17 protein-coding genes are annotated in these 17450 nt (G+C 55.2%); 4 read left to right on the top strand and 13 right to left on the bottom strand.

Translation table 11 applies throughout. The features are described from left to right. Nucleotides 1–19: 19 nt before the first annotated feature. The 9 genes from ldtE to USG84_RS03860 all read right to left on the bottom strand — a co-directional run bounded on the left by ldtE (nucleotide 20) and on the right by USG84_RS03860 (nucleotide 9097). Nucleotides 20–1033 (bottom strand): L,D-transpeptidase LdtE, encoded by a 1014-nt coding sequence (gene ldtE / locus USG84_RS03900; protein ID WP_253541680.1) that lies wholly within the window; start codon nucleotides 1031–1033, stop codon nucleotides 20–22. Between the two features lie 97 nt (nucleotides 1034–1130). Further along, complete coding sequence (sufE, locus tag USG84_RS03895; RefSeq protein ID WP_028012869.1) at nucleotides 1131–1547, bottom strand: cysteine desulfuration protein SufE; 417 nt, start codon at nucleotides 1545–1547, stop codon at nucleotides 1131–1133. A gap of 13 nt (nucleotides 1548–1560) precedes the next feature. After that, nucleotides 1561–2781, bottom strand: a complete 1221-nt coding sequence (sufS, locus tag USG84_RS03890) for a cysteine desulfurase SufS (RefSeq protein WP_151413247.1) — start codon at nucleotides 2779–2781, stop codon at nucleotides 1561–1563. Then, nucleotides 2778–4049: a Fe-S cluster assembly protein SufD gene (gene sufD / locus USG84_RS03885; protein WP_253541677.1), complete on the bottom strand. Its 1272-nt coding sequence runs from the start codon at nucleotides 4047–4049 to the stop codon at nucleotides 2778–2780. The genes sufS and sufD overlap by 4 nt, the downstream gene beginning before the upstream one ends. Continuing rightward, on the bottom strand, nucleotides 4024–4770 hold the full coding sequence (gene sufC, locus USG84_RS03880) for a Fe-S cluster assembly ATPase SufC (protein WP_061098458.1): 747 nt from the start codon (nucleotides 4768–4770) through the stop codon (nucleotides 4024–4026). The genes sufD and sufC overlap by 26 nt, the downstream gene beginning before the upstream one ends. Nucleotides 4771–4779: 9 nt before the next feature. Next, nucleotides 4780–6270, bottom strand: a complete 1491-nt coding sequence (gene sufB, locus USG84_RS03875; protein WP_032657798.1) for a Fe-S cluster assembly protein SufB — start codon at nucleotides 6268–6270, stop codon at nucleotides 4780–4782. Between the two features lie 8 nt (nucleotides 6271–6278). Next, nucleotides 6279–6647 carry a Fe-S cluster assembly scaffold SufA gene (gene sufA, locus USG84_RS03870; protein ID WP_061098459.1) on the bottom strand — a complete coding sequence of 123 codons (369 nt, stop codon included), beginning with the start codon at nucleotides 6645–6647 and terminating at the stop codon, nucleotides 6279–6281. Between the two features lie 312 nt (nucleotides 6648–6959). Further along, the gene (locus tag USG84_RS03865) at nucleotides 6960–7688 is read right to left on the bottom strand and encodes a MerR family transcriptional regulator (protein ID WP_151413246.1); all 729 of its coding nucleotides are present in this window, start codon (nucleotides 7686–7688) and stop codon (nucleotides 6960–6962) included. A gap of 188 nt (nucleotides 7689–7876) precedes the next feature. Next, nucleotides 7877–9097: a diguanylate phosphodiesterase gene (locus USG84_RS03860; protein ID WP_151413245.1), complete on the bottom strand. Its 1221-nt coding sequence runs from the start codon at nucleotides 9095–9097 to the stop codon at nucleotides 7877–7879. 340 nt (nucleotides 9098–9437) lie between these two features. On the opposite strand from USG84_RS03860, the gene ycgZ reads away from it, so the two are divergent. The 4 genes from ycgZ to fdhF all read left to right on the top strand — a co-directional run bounded on the left by ycgZ (nucleotide 9438) and on the right by fdhF (nucleotide 12646). Further along, on the top strand, nucleotides 9438–9677 hold the full coding sequence (ycgZ, locus tag USG84_RS03855) for a regulatory protein YcgZ (protein WP_028012861.1): 240 nt from the start codon (nucleotides 9438–9440) through the stop codon (nucleotides 9675–9677). Between the two features lie 4 nt (nucleotides 9678–9681). Next, nucleotides 9682–10002 carry a hypothetical protein gene (locus tag USG84_RS03850; RefSeq protein ID WP_151413244.1) on the top strand — a complete coding sequence of 107 codons (321 nt, stop codon included), beginning with the start codon at nucleotides 9682–9684 and terminating at the stop codon, nucleotides 10000–10002. A 29-nt stretch (nucleotides 10003–10031) separates the two neighbouring features. After that, nucleotides 10032–10310 carry a biofilm/acid-resistance regulator YmgB/AriR gene (locus USG84_RS03845; protein ID WP_320738166.1) on the top strand — a complete coding sequence of 93 codons (279 nt, stop codon included), beginning with the start codon at nucleotides 10032–10034 and terminating at the stop codon, nucleotides 10308–10310. A gap of 185 nt (nucleotides 10311–10495) precedes the next feature. Continuing rightward, nucleotides 10496–12646: a formate dehydrogenase subunit alpha gene (fdhF, locus tag USG84_RS03840; protein ID WP_253541668.1), complete on the top strand. Its 2151-nt coding sequence runs from the start codon at nucleotides 10496–10498 to the stop codon at nucleotides 12644–12646. 66 nt (nucleotides 12647–12712) lie between these two features. On the opposite strand, the gene USG84_RS03835 is transcribed toward fdhF, so the two are convergent. From USG84_RS03835 to USG84_RS03820, 4 genes are read right to left on the bottom strand one after another with little or no spacing between them, the layout of a single operon-like run. Beyond that, nucleotides 12713–13348, bottom strand: a complete 636-nt coding sequence (locus USG84_RS03835) for a helix-turn-helix transcriptional regulator (RefSeq protein ID WP_151413242.1) — start codon at nucleotides 13346–13348, stop codon at nucleotides 12713–12715. A 51-nt stretch (nucleotides 13349–13399) separates the two neighbouring features. Continuing rightward, a complete protein-coding gene (locus USG84_RS03830; RefSeq protein WP_151413241.1) occupies nucleotides 13400–13912 on the bottom strand; it encodes a fimbrial protein in 513 nt (170 codons plus the stop codon). A gap of 11 nt (nucleotides 13913–13923) precedes the next feature. After that, nucleotides 13924–14886 (bottom strand): fimbrial protein, encoded by a 963-nt coding sequence (locus USG84_RS03825; protein ID WP_151413240.1) that lies wholly within the window; start codon nucleotides 14884–14886, stop codon nucleotides 13924–13926. Nucleotides 14887–14895: 9 nt separating this feature from the next. Further along, a complete protein-coding gene (locus tag USG84_RS03820) occupies nucleotides 14896–17421 on the bottom strand; it encodes a fimbria/pilus outer membrane usher protein (protein WP_414146784.1) in 2526 nt (841 codons plus the stop codon). Between the last annotated feature and the right edge of the window lie 29 nt (nucleotides 17422–17450).

Here is a 17450-nt window from a genome sequence, read left to right as displayed (position 1 = left end):
TTTTGCCTGCGTCAAACCCCTACTGCGTTACCTTCTCCCCTTCCTCTTCTGCTACCGCAGCAGACACCCGGCTGTTCTGCACTGACAACACGCTGTTGCTGGCCGAGGGCCCGCTACCGGCGGATACAACCACCGGGATCCCCGCACGGCGCGCCAGCGCTTTATCAATAAGCGCTTTATCGCTTCCGGATTGAGAAACAAAGGCGGCAAAGTCTGCGGAGTGGCTAATGGGCGAAATTTGCGGGTTCTCGCCCTCCACCTGCGCCAGCGGACGGTGGACCTCAATATAGCGCTTGCCGTCCGGCTCAACCGAGAATTTGACCGGCTCATTGATAATTTGTACCCGCGTGCCGACCCGCACCTGCTCAAACAGGGCTTTAATATCCGGGGCGTTCATTCGCATACAGCCGGAACTGACGCGCAGGCCTACGCTGTCCGGCGCGCTGGTGCCGTGAATAAGATATTCCCCATTACCAATACCCAAACGCAGTGCGTAACGCCCCAGCGGGTTATTTGGTCCAGCCGGGACGACGGGAGGCAATTTAATTCCCTGGGCCAGGGAACGCGCTCGGATGCCCGCCGTTGGCGTCCAGGTTGGATTAGGTATTTTTTGGCTAACGCGGGTGGTGCTTACCGGCGTTTCCAGCCCCAGCTGTCCGATGCCGAGCGGGAATACCTGGACAATATTTTCTCCCGGCGGGAAGTAGTAGAGCCGAAGCTCGGCCAGGTTCACCACAATGCCCTCGCGGGGCGTATCCGGCAGCAGCATCTGCGAAGGGATGGTGATAACGGTACCCGGTGCGGGGTTTACCGGCGCAATGGTATTGTTCGTTTCAAGGATCACCTGCGCCGCGGTATTAAACCGACGGGCGATGGTCTGAAGCTTATTATCCCCTTCCTGTATCGTGTAGGTTTGATTTTGCCCAATCAGGCGGCTGCCTGCGGGCGGCAACGGATAGTCCATCGCGCGGGCCGAATTAAACGTACCGAGCGAACTGAGGAGTAATAGAGTTATTAGAGACGCGCGCTTCATGCTGAGATTCCTTATTCACTGGCAGGACGCCAGAAAGCTGAAAAACCAGCGAGGCGGGAACCACCTCGCGAAACAGAATGAATGCTGTTCTGTAAGTCTAGCTAAGGATTGCAGCTTTGGCGCGAATGGCGCGAATCATTGCTTCCAGCCCCTGGGAGCGGGACGGGGTGAGGTGTTGGGTCAGGGCCATTTTTTCAAACCACGGGCGGACATCGAACGCGACAATATCCTGCGCCGACATCCGGTGGTAAAGAATAAAGACCACCGCAATCAGCCCTTTTACAATGGCCGCATCGCTGTCGCCGTGCAGTGCGATTGTGCCGTCATCAGACTGCTCCATCACGATCCACACCTGGCTCTGGCAGCCCTGAATAATGTTTTCCGGGTTATGCGCCTCTTCTCCGAGCGGCGGCAGACGCTGCCCCAGCTCGATGATGTAAAGGTACTTCTCTTCCCAGTTTGCACAACGCCCAAAGTTGCGCAGCAATTTGTCTCTGTCCGGCAGTTCTGCCATCGTTTGCCTCTTCTTAGCCCAGCAGCTGGTGAATGCGCTTAAGCCCCGCCACCAGCCTGTCGACCTCTTCCATTGTGTTATACATCACCAGCGATGCGCGGCACATTGCCGGAACCTGGTAAAAGGCCATCAGCGGCATGGCGCAGTGGTGCCCGGTCCGGACGGCCACGCCGTAGTTATCGAGGAAGCTGCCCACGTCATAGGCGTGGTGTTTCCCCAGGTTAAACGCAATTACGCCCTGCCGGTCAGCCGGGCCATAGAGGGTCAGATCCGGCACGCTGGCAAGCTCCTGCAGCGCGTAGTGCATCAGCAGCTGTTCGTACTCCTGGATGGCGTCCAGGCCGATTGCGGAGACGTAAGACACCGCCGCCCCCAGGCCGATAATCCCACCGGTATTGGGGGTGCCCGCTTCGAAACGCCACGGCGCTCGGGCGTAGGTCGTCCCTTCCGTCAGGCTGACGGTGGCGATCATCGATCCGCCCCCTTCCCACGGCGGCATCGCCTGCAGGATGTCCTCTTTCACATACAGCACGCCGATCCCAGTAGGCCCATAGAGCTTATGCCCGGAAAATACGTAGAAATCGCAGTCCAGCGCCTGCACGTCCACCGCGTGGTGCATCACCGCCTGCGCGCCGTCAATCAGCACCTTCGCGCCGGCCTGATGGGCTTTTGCGATAATCTCTGCCACCGGGTTTTCGGTGCCCAGCACGTTAGAGACCTGGGTGACCGCCACCAGCCGCGTCCTGTCGTCCAGCAGGGCGTCAAGCTGTTCAAGCTGCAGCGTGCCGTCTTCGTTCAACGGAACGACCCGCAGCTGCGCGCCGACACGCTCGCAGAGCATCTGCCATGGCACAATATTGGCGTGGTGCTCCATCTGGGTGATGATGATGTTATCCCCCGCGCGCACCTGGGCGTTTCCCCAGCTGTTGGCAACAAGGTTAATCCCCTCGGTGGTGCCGCGCACAAATACCAGCTCTTCCGGCAGGCGCGCATTGAGGAAGGCTGCAATTTGCGTGCGCACGTTTTCCATGCGCTGGGTCGCCTCGGCGCTCAGCGTATGAATACCGCGATGCACGGCGGCGTAGCCGTGGCGGTAAAACTCGGCTTCCGCATCCACCACCTGATTCGGCTTCTGCGCGCTGGCCGCGCTGTCGAGATAGGCCAGCGGCAGGCCGTTCACTTCACGGGTCAGAACAGGGAAATCGGCCCGCACTTTTTCTACGGGAAAACTCATGCTTCGCCTCCGGGCAGACGCTGACCAATGCGGGCCAGCACCTGCTGCTTCAATACGCCATCGTGCAGCGCTTCCGTAAGCTCCGCCGCAAAGGCGTAGATGATCATTTTCTGCGCCGCCTGCCGGTCGATGCCGCGCGAGCGCAGGTAGAACATTTGCTCATCGTCGATCCGCCCGACCGTCGCGCCGTGGCTGCATTTTACGTCGTCGGCGTAGATCTCCAGCTGCGGCTTGGTGTCCACTTCCGCCAGGCGCCCCAGCAGCAGATTGTTGTTGGTCATCTGCCCGTCGGTTTTGATGGCGTGCTGGGCCACGTTAATCAGGCCGTTAAACACCGCCCGCCCTTTATCGCTGACGATGGTTTTGTGCAGCTGGCGGCTGTTGCAGTAGCCTTTGTTGTGCTCAAGCCAGGTGCGCGTGTCGCACACTTCTGATTTGACCGGCATCGCCAGGCTGTTGATGCGCAGCGTAGTGTTTTCTCCGTTAAGCTGCGTGCTGGTGTTGTGGCGCAGCACCGCGCCGCCGAGCAGAAAGCTGTGGCTGTACGCCGCGGCATCCTGGCCCAGCAGCATATCGTTATGGGCAAAATGGTGGCTCTGCGGATTCTCAAACGCCAGCTTAATGTGGTGAAGCTGCGCATTCGCAGCGACGTTCATCGTCAGCCGCGACCCGGTAAAGTGTCGGGTCTCGTTGAGGCTGACGTAATGTTCGATGACCGTGGCCTCCGCCCCCTCCGCCAGCTCAAGGTGATGGCGATAGTGCGCGGTGTTGATCTCATCGCCCTCCACGCCCTGGGTGATGTGCATCAGCAGCAGCGGTTTTGCCGGGCGCTGGTTACGCTTCACGCGTATATGCGTCACGCTGCGGGCCAGGCTCTCGGTCAGGTGCAGGAACACCTCAGGCTGAACCGGGGCGCTCAGGCTCTGGCGATCGTCGTTAATGATGATATCGAACCCGCTTTCCTGGGCGTCGTCGCTCAGTTCAGGGCGCCAGACGCCGTCGACGAAGACCAGACGCACCGCATCCACCGTCAGCGCCAGGGCGTCGCGCCGGGCCGGGTCAATCTCTGCCAGACGCGTCACAAACTCGCCGTTCAGCAGGCCATCGAGCGGGGTGTACTTCCAGTTCTCATGCTTACGCGTCGGCAGGCCGAGACGCAGCATCTGCTGCAAGTGCTGCTGCGCCTGCTCGGAGCGCGTATGCCCCTGCTCCTCAAACAGCCTGTGCCACTGCTGGAGCGCATTACTGCTGTTCGGTAAGCCAGCCATAGCCCTGCTCCTCCAGTTGTTTAACCAGCGTGAAATCACCGGATTTCACAATACGTCCCTGGTAAAGCACGTGGACGTAGTCCGGCTTGATGTAGTCCAGAATGCGCTGGTAGTGGGTGACGATAATGAACGAACGCTTGCCGTCGCGCAGGGCGTTCACCCCGTCGGCGACAATCTTCAGGGCGTCGATATCCAGACCGGAGTCCGTCTCATCCAGAATGCACAGCTCGGGCTCCAGCACCGCCATCTGCAGGATGTCGTTACGCTTTTTCTCACCGCCGGAGAAGCCAACGTTGACCGAGCGGGTCAGCAGGTCTTCCGGCATTTTGAGCAGCTTGATCTTCTCTTCCATCAGGTCCTGGAAGTCAAAGCGATCCAGCGCCTCCTGGCCGCGATACTTGCGCACCGCATTCAGCGCCGTCTGGAGGAAGAACTGGTTGCTGACGCCCGGAATTTCCACCGGGTACTGGAAGGCCATAAAGATGCCCTCACCCGCGCGGTCTTCCGGCGACATCTCCAGCAGATCTTTGCCGTTGAATTCGACGGAGCCGCCAGTCACTTCGTAATCTTCGCGTCCCGCCAGCGTCGCTGAAAGCGTACTTTTCCCGGAGCCGTTCGGCCCCATGATGGCGTGAACTTCACCCGGCTTGACGTCAAAATTGAGACCGCGCAGGATCGCTTTCTCTTCCACGCTAACCTGTAAATCTTTAATGCTTAACATGTGCTTTCCTTAACCGACGCTGTGTTCAAGACTAATGGCGAGGAGTTTTTGTGCTTCAACGGCGAATTCCAGCGGCAGTTCAGAGAACACGTCCTTACAGAAGCCGTTCACAATCATCGAAATGGCATCTTCTTCGCTGATGCCGCGCTGCAGGCAGTAGAAGAGCTGATCTTCCCCGATACGCGACGTGGTCGCCTCGTGCTCAAGCTGAGCCGTGTTGTTGCGACACTCCACGTACGGGAAGGTATGCGCCCCGCAGTCAGCGCCAATCAGCATTGAGTCACACTGGGTGAAGTTACGCGCGTTGGTGGCCGTCGGCATGATTTTCACCAGCCCGCGATAGCTGTTCTGAGAATGCCCGGCGGAGATCCCCTTCGAGATGATGGTGGATTTGGTGTTTTTCCCGATGTGGATCATCTTGGTGCCGGTATCGGCCTGCTGGTGCCCGCTGGTCAGCGCCACCGAGTAAAACTCACCGATGGAGTTATCCCCGCGCAAAATACAGCTCGGGTATTTCCAGGTGATGGCGGAGCCGGTTTCCGACTGCGTCCAGGACATTTTACTGTTTTCGCCTTCGCACAGCGCGCGCTTGGTGACGAAGTTCAGGATACCGCCGGTGTTGCCGTCGCCGGGGAACCAGTTCTGCACCGTGGAGTATTTCACCTCGGCGTCTTTGTGGATGATGACCTCTACCACCGCCGCATGCAGCTGATAGCTGTCGCGCACCGGTGCGGAACACCCTTCGATATAGCTGACGTAGCTGCCTTCGTCCGCCACCAGAATGGTGCGTTCAAACTGGCCGGTTTTTTCGGCGTTGATGCGGAAATAGGTGGAGAGCTCCATCGGGCAGCGCACGCCTTTCGGCACGTAGATAAAGGTGCCGTCAGAGGCTACCGCGGCATTCAGCGCGGCGAAGAAGTTATCGTTGCTCGGTACCACGGTGCCGATGTATTTCTTCACCAGCTCGGGATGGTCATGAATGGCTTCGCCAAAGGAACAGAAAATGATCCCCTGCTCGGCCAGCTTTTCACGGTAGGTGGTCGCCACCGAGACGGAGTCAAAAATGGCGTCCACCGCCACCTCTTTCCCCTCGCGCACGGGCACGCCCAGCTGGTTAAACGCCTCTTCTACCTCTTTGCTCAGGAAGCTGTTCTCGGCGCCGGTCTGCTGGACCGCGCCGGGCTGCGAGGCGCAGGTGTCGTCACAGCTGCCGCAGGATGGCGCGGAGTAATAGCTGTAATCCTGATAGTTCAGCTTGTCGTAGTGGGCTTTCAGCCAGTGCGGCTCTTCCATCTCCAGCCAGGCGCGGAAGGCGCTCAGGCGGAATTCGAGCATCCACTCGGGCTCGTTACGCTTGGCCGAAATGGCGCGCACGACATCTTCATTAATGCCTTTCGCCAGCTCGTCGGTCTGCAGCTGCGTGAAGAACCCCTCTTTATAGTTGAGGTGTCCGCCGCTCCAGGTGTTTACATCACTCGTTGCTTCAGTATTGCGAGACATAGTACCGCCTATACCCCAAAGCTTTCGCCGCAGCCGCATTCGTTCTGGGCTTTCGGGTTATGAAATTTGAATAACTGGTTTAAACCTTCCCGCACGTAATCCACTTCGGTTCCGTCGATAAACGGCATAGCCTGCAGCGCGACGTACAGCCTTGCGCCGTCAGTTTCAAACACCAGGTCATCTTTTTCCGGTGCGGTGACGGTATCCAGCACGTAGCCAAAGCCCGCGCAGCCGGTCTGCTTAACGCCTAAGCGTACGCCGAGGATCTCGGGCTTTTTCGCCACCAGCTCGTGGATATGCGCCGCCGCCGCAGGCGTGAGCGTTAATCCGCGCCAGGCAAAATCGGCAGGATTGAAGGTTTCTGAATGCAGTTCCATAGGTCCACCTCATCTGATTAGCCATCAGGGCATAACACCATGTTAGTGATAACGATTATCACTTCAACCCTCTGTCAGCAGGGGCATTCGGCTAAACCGCCCTTTTTGTCTACTTTTATTAAGCATAGACCCTGTCAGAAGATGCGGGCGGGATGGATTTAATTGTTCAATGCTTTGAAAATTAATGGATTATCTAACGGAGAAAACAGCGAAGAGGGGAAAAGTAAAATATGTATCGGAAATGCCTATTTTTGAGATAGCTTTTGTTCTGGAAGTGACTAAAACAAAAAAGGCCCTCAAGGCCTCTGATTATTATTGATGAAATGAAACGGTAAAACCCTGCTCACGCCAGTGATCGAGCTGTTCCTGCTGACGCGGTGTTGGCGTTTTTCCCGTCCAGACGAAGATTTTTTGCCCCGGGAAGAGTTCAGGACGCGGGGAATCAATCGGGTCCGCCAGCACGTCAATGTGCCAGCCTTGCTGCGCCAGCCGCGCGGCTTCAAGCCACAGATGAGTACGGTCATCGCATTCCCAGCCGATAAGCAACGCATCTTTACCCGCTTTTTTGCGCGACTCCGCCAGGCTGAGAACCGCGAATTCAATCAGGATACCGTCAAGCATGCTCGCCATGTGGCGTACCGTATTTTGATCCTGATTCATTCGCTGACGGACGGGGGAAATGATGTTATCAATCAGCGCATCCATGGCGTGATTGCGGCGGAATTCGCCGATTTTGGCACGCAGCTTTGCCGGGCTGGCATAACGCAGAACGGTCATCATCTCTTCCTGGAACGAGACCCAGTTACCCTGAGTCAGGACTTCTTTGTTTTCCAGCAAGTCTTTTACTTTTCCGACCGAAACGCCGCTTTTCATCAGGCGCTTGATCTCTTCAATACGCAGGATATCTTCATCGTCAAACTGACGATGACCCCCTTCGCTGCGCTGCGGCTTCAACAATCCATAACGTCGCTGCCAGGCACGCAGCGTAACGGGGTTGATACCGCATCGTTCGGCCACTTCGCCGATACTGTAATAGGCCATTAACTCCCTCACGCTCAGAACTTCCATACCTAACTACACCAACCTTATCAGATTGTACAAACCATTTGTATAACTAAGACCGCATTTTGCCCAGGTGAAAGGTGTCGTTCTCCCTTCACCTGTTAATACATTGTTGTCTAAAATTTGCTTCTCGTACAGCTAAGTCTGCCGAATTCTGTACAGCTTTATCAGAAATCGAATTTTTTCTCCGGCCATGCAATCGCCGGAATTCCGCCATGCCGGGGGCTGGCAAAGAGATGGCCCTGGAACTGGGAAATGCCCGCAGATTCCAGCCACATCCACTCTTCTGCCTTCTCCACGCCGACCGCGCAGAACTGAATTTCAAGCGAGGAACAGCATTTGATAATCGCCTGAATGATGGCCTGTCGAGGGCCACTTTTGTGCACGTTGGCGACGAGATCGCGATTAATCTTAATTCTGTCGGGCTGGAATTGGGCCAGTAGCTGTAGTCCCGCAAAACCGGCTCCAAAGTGGTCGATCGTCACGCTGATGCCCGCACTTTTTAGCTGTCTGACTGAATCCGTGAACTCGTCAAAACGGGAAATGGCTTCACTTTCAGTAAACTCCACCACAATTTGCTCAGGGACAAAACCGTTTGCTTCAATCGCGGTGAGCAGGAAATCTACGGCGTTAGGAATGTTAACCAGCGTCATAGGCAGCAGGTTGAGAGATAACGTCTGGTTCTGCAGCCCGAGCGCGCTGGCCATTGAGAGTGCCACCTGCTTGCTGCGCAAATCAGAGGTATACACGTCGTCACGCGGCAGATTGGCGAAGTAGACTTCCGGTGCGCCGCCGTCAGGCGTGCGGAGAAGCGCCTCCCAGGAGACGACCCGCTGCATAAACGGATCGACTATCGGCTGGAAGGCAAAGCTGCAATCCGCTCCTTTCGCGACCACCTCGGGTTGCGCTGACAACCGCGTTTCTTCGCGAACGAACTCCCAGGAATCCGCTGGCGGCAGTTCAAAATAGTTAGCTTTTTCCGTGGCCTCGACAAAGGTACGGAAAAACTGCAGCGGACGGTCGTTGTAGGTCAGCTGATAGCGTGTGGTTCCCTTGTTCAGCACCTGTTGCAGCACCTCGCTTCTGTCGAACTGGCGCAAATCAAAAAGCTCCATGCCCACCTTGCCAAAACGACGAACAGGCCCGTGATCCCGCATCAGCTCTACCACGTTATGGTGGCGCGGGTCGTTACAGATCTCCTCATAAATAGCAGAAACATGATCCACTGGCCCCTCAAGCAACTGAAAAAAATGTGTGCCGTTAAACAGCAAGATCCCCGTGACGTTGGCTTGCCGGTTTTTACTATTTGCAGCAGCGACCATAGCTTCCAGCGCTTTCACTGGAACGTCCTCGCAGATATGACTGCGGTAAATGATGGTTGTAAGCATGCGATTCCTGGGGGTTAAGGGTTTTGACCACAAAAACATGTGGAGAGACTTCTCTTATAGCACATTAATTGCCTCACAAATAATTTACATCTCAATCATTTACTGCCGTTAATGGCACGCTCAAAAGCGTTGTACAACTTAACAGCGACCATGCAATTTGTACAATATATTCTGTAGCATTACCGTTTCGTGAACAACAAATAACTTACTGATAAATATGTTATTTATAAAATATATCCTGATTTTATTAAAAATCTGTACATTTTTCATGTACAGATTTAGAAAATGTGTATACCTTAAATGTAACGTTACTGATTACAAAATTTTACAGGAGCGAAACATGCAGCAGAAAGGTTACGTCGCAGATTCCGCAGCAGCAATCGCACAGTACTTCGAAAAAGCCACGCTTCCTACTCAACAGGAAACGCTGGGTCAGGTCGTTGTTGAGATCCTTAGCGACGGGCGAAATCTCAATCGCAAATCGCTCTGTACCAAACTGTTAAGTCGCCTTGAAAGGGCCGAGGGCCCAGAAGAGGAACAGCATTACCACATGCTGCTTGGCCTGCTCTTCGAACGATAACGTGATGAACAGCAGTGACGCGGACAAACTGACCGATCAGTTGATAGGCGAAGCCGTTCTTTCTCTGTTGAGAGAGCGTGGCCCCGTTACAACTGAAGCTCTGGTCCAGCGTCTGCGGCATATGAAAGCACATGAAAAGAATCCCCGGCGGCGGGAGACACTGGCGAAGGCGATTTCCGATATCGGATCAAAAAGCCTCGGATTAAAACGTCGCAGAACCGCGCAAGGACGAATGAGCAGAGAGGGACCTCTCAATGATAACAGAGGCAATGTAGTGTCGTTGTTTGGAAAGGGAAAACCGTCCGATCCCAAAAAAATACATTGACTGCATTTTAACAGCTACGGTGAGATCAAATGAGACAAAATATTCGGCTGCAACCCGAATACCATTCTGCTTTTTTAGACAGTGCGCTGGCGGAATATTTCCGTCACGCAGGCGATCGTTTTGCTGAAGAGTCCGCTATTTTTTCTACTGCAGTACGCTGTGTTCTGGCCTCTGAAGGTCATATTTCTAACAAAGCGATCATCCTGTGGCTTATTCAGACGCTGGAAGCGACCAGCGACGTTGTTCAGGCGGATGTTATTCGTAAGACGCTTGAAATCGTTGTGGGCTACACCATGGATGACGTTTAACCCTCCTGCCATTCAGCACTCATGTCATCGTCAGAACTGACGAACATTTTGACGATGACATCCCCCTCTCTTCATAACCCCCTGTAAAATAAGCGCAATAAAGATGGCATGGTTTCTGCTTACTCCCTGTTACGGGACTGGGCTTACCAGTCATTTTGCTTCATTTATTAACAGGTCTGTTATTGATGAAAAAAATCGCCAGCGTCTGCCCTTACTGTGGTGCAGGCTGCAAACTAAACCTTGTTGTTGAGAATAACCGTATCATCCGTGCCGAAGCGGCAGAGGGAGCCACAAACCAGGGCACACTATGCCTGAAAGGATTTTACGGCTGGGACTTCCTTAACGATACTCGCCTGCTCACCCCACGTCTGACCCAGCCGATGATCCGCTACCGCAAGGGAGAGGCCTTCACTCCCGTGACCTGGGAGGAGGCTATCCGCTACACGGCCCAGAAGCTCGGCAGCATTAAAGCCCAGTTCGGCCCGCGTTCGATTATGACCACCGGTTCGTCGCGCGGAACCGGGAATGAAACCAACTACGTGATGCAAAAATTTGCCCGCGCGGTGCTGCACACCAACAACGTCGACTGCTGCGCGCGCGTTTGTCACGGTCCTTCCGTCGCCGGGCTACAGGAGACCCTCGGCAACGGTGCGATGAGCAACTCTATCAACGATATTGAACACTCCAAATGCCTGCTGGTATTTGGCTATAACTGCGCAGACTCCCACCCTATCGTCGCCCGGCGCGTGCTAAAAGCCCGTGAAAACGGCGCGAAAATCATCGTCTGCGACCCGCGCCGCATCGAAACGGCGCGCATTGCCGACCAGCACCTGCAGTTGAAAAACGGCAGCAACATGGCGCTGGTGAACGCCTTTGGCTATGTGCTGCTGGAAGAGGAGCTGTACGACAAGAGCTACGTCGCGCGGTTTACGGAGGGGCTAGAGGCCTATCGGCAGACGGTAAAAGAGTATGCCCCGGAGCGCGTAGAACACCTCACCGGCATCCCCGCCCGCGACGTTCGTCAGGCAATGCGCACCTTCGCAGCGGCCCCTTCCGCCACCGTAATGTGGGGTATGGGCGTGACCCAGTTTGGCCAGGCCGTCGATGTCGTCAAAGGGCTTTCCAGCCTGGCGCTGCTGACCGGCAACCTCGGCCGCCCTGCCGTCGGTGTCGGTCCCGTGCGCGGGCAAAACAATGTTCAGGGCGCCTGCGATATGGGCGTTCTGCCGAATATGTTCCCCGGCTATCAGGATGTGACCGATCCGGCTGTCAGGCAGAAGTTCGCCGACGCCTGGGGGATTGACGTGAATAACATGGACGATCGCGTCGGGACGCGCATTACCGAAGTGCCTCACCTTGCGCTGGAAGGCAAGGTTAAAGCCTATTACATCATGGGGGAAGATCCGCTCCAGACGGAAGCCGATCTCGGCCTGGTCCGCAGCGGTTTCGAGGCGCTTGACTTCGTGGTGGTTCAGGACATCTTTATGACCAAAACGGCGGAAGCGGCGGACGTTCTGCTCCCAGCCACCTCATGGGGCGAGCACGGCGGCGTCTTTACCTGCGCCGACCGGGGTTTCCAGCGTTTTGGCAAAGCCATTGAGGCCAAAGGCAACGTGAAGCGCGACTGGGAGATCGTCAGCCTGCTCGCCACCGAGATGGGCTACCCGATGCACTACGATGATAACCAGCAGATCTGGGACGAGATGCGCGAGCTGTGCCCTCTCTTCTACGGCGTGACGTATGAAAAAATGGGCGAGATGGGCCACGTGCAGTGGCCGTGCCCGACGCTCGATCACCCCGGCACGCCGTACCTGTACAAAAACAATCAGTTTGATACGCCAACAGGCAAGGGGCAACTGTTTGCCGCGCCGTGGCGCGCGCCGGCAGAGACGCCCGATGATGATTACCCGCTGGTGCTCTGCACGGTGCGCGAAGTTGGGCACTACTCCTGCCGCTCGATGACGGGTAACTGCGCCGCGCTGCAAAGCCTCGCCGATGAGCCGGGACGGGTGCAGGTGAATCCTGCCGATGCGAACAGACTGGGTATTACCGACGGCCAGCTGGTCTGGGTACGTTCGCGCCGGGGTAAAGTCATCACCCGCGCCAGCCTTAGCGAGCGCATCAACGCCGGGGCGGTCTATATGACCTATCAGTGGTGGATCGGGGCCTGTAACGAATTAACGCAGGATAATCTCGACCCCGTCTCAAAAACGCCGGAGACAAAGTATTGTGCGGTGCAGCTGGAGGCCATTGAGGACCAGCGCTGGGCGGAGGATTTTGCGGCGTCGTCTTACCAGACGATGAAAACGCGATTGATTAATGCCGTGAACGTCTGATGCACCTGCCGGGTGGCGTCAGCGCCACCCGGCAACAGCGCCACGCTTTAGCCGTACTGCGGGTTATCAGCTGTTAGTCAGATAATCACGCAACCGGTTCGGACAGGCATTTTTCTCTACCATCCGGTGAATCAGGGCCATGAGTTCAAAATCGCTGCGCAGGTCGAATTTCTGCATCAGCAGATATTTATGGGTGAAAATGGTTTTATCACTGGTGTTAAGCTTATTCGCAATCTGCCCTACCGATAACCCTCTGTAAAAATGCACCATAACGCGAATCTGCTGCACAGATAATATTTTATGCTGGCATTCTTCGCAGCTTTTATTCTTCCAGCGAAAGCTGGGTAATTGCGTACGATACCAGGCGATAAACAGCGCCTCGGTCATTCTGTCAAGCGAGGTGCGCCGAGAGATAAATATCATATCCTGATAACAGGACGGACATGCCGAGAAACGTTGCTCATCCTCGACAAGGCCAATCACAATCCCTTTTTTTCGCGCCAGTAATTCTGGATAACAGGTCAGGTTTTCCCCCTGACATAACGCGAGAAAAATAATATCGGCGGCGCTGACATATTCATGAGAAAGCTCAACGTCAAAATGGAGCGAATGCCTGAAATTATGCGTGAAGAAATCTACAAGAAAACGCTGCAACCCATCTCTGAAAAATGAATCTTTCTCTATAATCAGAATATTCAACATAGCAGTTACCGACATCTGTCAATCATTAAGAAATATCAACCCATCAACTGATTAGTTGTACTGCATCGTCATGACAACGACTGCGCTGATGCTTCCCGGCGTCGCGCCGCCGGTAAAGGATCTGACCGATGCCAGCATGGCCATCGTCGCGGTTCTGTCCGCTGAAATTGTCTGCGTAATGCTTGTCCCGGTACCTTTTAATGTACCGCTTGCCGCTTCACTCATCGCAACCGCGACATTCGTGGCCGAACCGCTGTTCATATAGTAATCCGCCCCCGCGACGGGATCGGGGTTTCCGGTAAATGAAACCGTCACGCTGCTCGTTCCTGTCGGACACTGGGTAAACAGCAGGTTAAACGGCACAGGATCGGATGATGACCCCGGCGTGGCCATGTTTGATGCCTGTATATTGCCGAGATCAATATCCATGTTGTCATTCCCGCCGTTAAATATGCAGGGAGAAGCAATAATATTGCCGGTAACGCTAATATTAACAGCGTCTCCCGCAAAGGTATTGCAGCTTATTAACGTGGCGGCAAGCGCTGCCGCTCGCAAAATATTCATCGTCTTATCCATTACTGATACGTTAAATCAAGAGTTGCTGATGCGTTGGCTTTACCGGTTGAAACATTCGCCTGCGTTTGATAATAGCGGGCAGTTATCGGGAAAGTTTCCTGGCCGCCAGCGGATTGCTTCAAAACAATTCGGTTATTTAATTCTAAAGGCGCTCCATTATATAACAATTGCACGCCGACGCCTTTCGCCACATCCGCGTTTCCCTGACCGGTCAAGGCTAATACGCTGGTAGTACTAACGTCAGGGTTTTGCATTCCCTGCAGCATGACATTAATATTCGCATCCGCATCGCAGTCGAGGCCCAGATTCTGCGTGTTTTGAGCGCCAGAAGGAATAGTGCCGACAGCGTTGCCAAAAGCCGATGCTGAAATATCACCGATAGGAAAACTTAATCCAGGCGTTGTTATTGAGCATGCTAATTGCGTCACTTTGTTACCAATATAGTTAACCGTTAACGACTGAACGTTATCATCACCATGGGCCGTTGCCAGCAGTCCGGAGCCTATCACGCCTGACGTAATATTCCCTGTCTTTATTAAAGTTACCTCCAGAGGGGAAACAACTGTCTGTGTCGGCGTCGAATTTGTATATTGCCTGACCTTTGAAAAATACCAGCTTGCAGAGGTGAATTTTAACGCAATACCCACGCCAGGCACATTTGTATTATAATAATTCGCTATTGACGAAGGCGTACTGAACATACTCATTTCATAGGTAATCGTTCCCGAACCGACGCAGAGATCAATATCACCGCTGCTATTGGTGATAAAGCTACTTATCACTGTGCCAACGGGAGCATCGCGCTGAACCGTCACGGCAGGCTGCTGTATATTGAACGGTTGTGCTGGATTAAATCCACTGCCCCCAAACGTACAGTCTGCTTCAGCACGTAGTGAGCATAACCCTAACAGTGCCAGAAAAATGATTTGCCCATACGGCCGATATTTATTTGCTGAATACATAACTCATCCTCAACGACAATCATAAACAACGTCAGGGATACTGTTGGATCTCTCTTTTTCAGTAATCGCATAGTTAACCTGACATTGTTCTGAATTATCACTACCCCATTTAACCCATAACGTTCCGTTTGGACTTAACCCCGTCAAATAAACCTGGCCTTTATCTCCCACAATAAAGCTGTTCCCGCTCTGCCCTTTGATGGTGGCGATAGCGCCAAACGGAACCGGCTGGCCATTACGGTACTTAAGCGTCATCAACACCCGCATCCCGACATTTGCCACATAATCCGCCCTGACCACCGCACCGCGGGTCGGTATCACCGTCTTGTTGGTCAGCTCGAGCTCCACGTCATCCGGTAGCGTATCGGTCATCAGCGCCACGTCGTTCTTACGGTACGGCGTCAGGTTGCTCACCGCGGTGTAGCCACGCCAGTCGGTTTTTGCGCCGCTCTGATTCTGGATGCTTACCCCTTTCGCGCCGGGTGCTTTTATCAGCACGTTGGTTTCACCCAGAGGCTGCGAGAAGGTCACCCCGTCGGCGTGGGCAACGATCCCACCCTGTAACCCATAGTTCAGACGATCGCCGCCTTTGTCGTAACCGTACCCCCCATAGACTTCACCATAGGTACCTTTAAAATCAGCGCTGGCATTGCCGGTATACCCCACGGAATCCGTTCCGTAACCTTGCTGCACGTTCCAGCTGAGCGCGTTGTTTTCCAGCGCGGTACCGTTAAGGCCGACGCTATGCGTCGTGCCGTTGTTCCTGCTGGCGTTCATGCTGTAATTGGCCCAGGTACGCGGCAGGAAGGCCGCTAACGGCACGCTGACGTTCAGTGCAATCTGCCGATCCGTATCGTTGCGGGTTGAACGACCGTTGCCGTCAGTGCTGCCGTTTTTACTGTAGGTATAGGTGATCCCATAGTTCACGCTTCCCCACGCATTGTTATACCCGGCGCTGTAAGACGCCGTGGCCTTACCGGAATTCCAGTAATCTTCACGTACGGCGCTGAGCATGAGCGATCCCAGGCTCTGACCGATGTTTTGGCTCATCGTCAGCTCGGCGCGGTTACGACGGCGGTCCTGCAGCGCGCTGCTGTCGCCATAGGAATCCAGCACCTCCTGCATCCCGTAGTAGCCGCTGGTTGAATAGCGGTAGCCCGCGATGGCGAAGTTGGTTCCCGTCTCAACAAAGTTTTTGCTGTAGCGAATGCGCCAGGACTGGCCGCTGCTTCCCGGCAGGTTTTGCGGGGTTGACCACGCCTGGGTGACATCCGTCGAGAAGGCGCCAAAGTCGCCCATGTTTTTACCGATCCCTGCCGCCAGAGAGCGATACTTGCTCGACTCCTGGAAACCGCCGTAGAGCGTCAGGCCATGCGGCAGGCCGTAGATCCCGGTCAACTGTGCGAACGGGGTTTTATCAACGTCGCTGCTATAGGATCGGTACTGGCCTGCGGTTAACGCATACTTAAAGCGCCCTTCACGCTGCAACACCGGCAGTGAAGCAAAGGCCACGGAAAAGTGCTGCTCGCTGCCGTCGCTCTCTTTCACGGTAACGTCGAGGTCACCCGCGCCGCCAGTGGGGTAGATGTCCGTAATTTCAAACGCGCCCGGCGCCACGTCGCTCTGGTATATCTGGTAGCCATTCTGGCGAATGATGACCTGGGCGTTGGTGCGGGCAATACCGCGCACCACCGGAGCGTACCCTTTCAACGAGTCCGGCATCATGTCATCGTCAGAGGCCAGCTGCGCGCCCCGGAATGGAATACTGTCGAACACGTCAGCCGGAGAGGTGCTGTCGCCGGCCGTAAGCTGAGCCTTGAGCGGAACGATCGCCCGCTGTACGTAGGTGTAGACCGTATCCCATTTGTCGTTGCCGCTGCTGTCGCGGCTCCAGGTGGAATAGTTGCGGATCCGCCACGGACCGACGTTAATGCCCGGGCGCAGGTTGGCGTACTGGCTGTTCGCGTTACTGCTGTTGCCGTCACGTCCCCAGATGTTTGAGCCGCTCAGACTGTAGTTAAGCAGCGCGGCGGTGATCCCCTCGTCCCACATTTCTGGCGGCACATATCCGCGAGCCTGCGGTGACAGCGCCGCCTGTGGAATCGTCATCTCCAGGTGCTGGGCACTGAAAATGAACGCCGTGGAGGCCTGCGGGATCGCCGAGAGCTTCGCACATTCGCCGCCTGAAGCCAGGTCAGGGAATAGCTCGGTTTTTACCCCCCAGCTTTTCAACAGCGCCACGCTCAGGCAAGGCTGCAAGGAGGTCTCGCCTTCCGCGTTTTTTACCGCGTCAAATTTGATCTCGCGCGTGTCAACAACCTGCCCGTCGATGAGCACATCAACGCGATAGGTGCCGGGCAGCTGCGAGCCGGACTCAAACGCCGAAAGATCGGCGCCTTTCATGCCGGGGTTATCCAGTTCAATCAGCTCAGGGTTAAAATACTCGCCGGCATAAGCGGTCCCGGTAACCGAACCGAGTACGACAGCGATTAACAGTACCGGTTTAATTAAAACCGCCTGCTTATTATGGCTAATCACGACGTTACTCCATACCGAGAATAAAG

This window comes from Enterobacter sp. 168J2 (assembly GCF_034107265.1).
GTDB lineage: Bacteria > Pseudomonadota > Gammaproteobacteria > Enterobacterales > Enterobacteriaceae > Enterobacter > Enterobacter nematophilus.
This window is presented reverse-complemented; position numbering and strand designations above follow the sequence as displayed.